This window comes from Wolbachia endosymbiont of Tuta absoluta (assembly GCF_059414725.1).
The window spans coordinates 1-277 of sequence record NZ_JBNRJY010000671.1; the positions used below are offsets into that span (position 1 = coordinate 1).

At 33.6% G+C, this 277-nt stretch carries 1 pseudogene; it reads right to left on the reverse strand.

The window, feature by feature from the left end:
• Positions 1 to 138: 138 nt before the first annotated feature.
• Positions 139 to 277, reverse strand: a pseudogene (locus ACJ5GX_RS07110) (IS5 family transposase); the annotation flags it as partial.

Below are 277 nucleotides of genomic sequence, written 5' to 3' on the forward strand. Positions count from 1 at the left end.
TTATATGACTAAGATAATTAATACACTTGTTACTAAGAATAGATGAATCAGCTTTGTTCTGTAACTACCAACGTACGTCAAATAAATTACGTTACGTACAAGAGTTATGTATTTACATTTCTAAAGTAAATCTGATCGATCACAGGCTCCATAGTGGTCGGAATAAACTCCACTACTGTATTTTGCAGCTATAACTTTTTTACTACCTATCTCTAGCATTACATCTTGTTTGCTCATAGCGGCGATACTTTCTATCTGTACCATTTGCCTTACTATG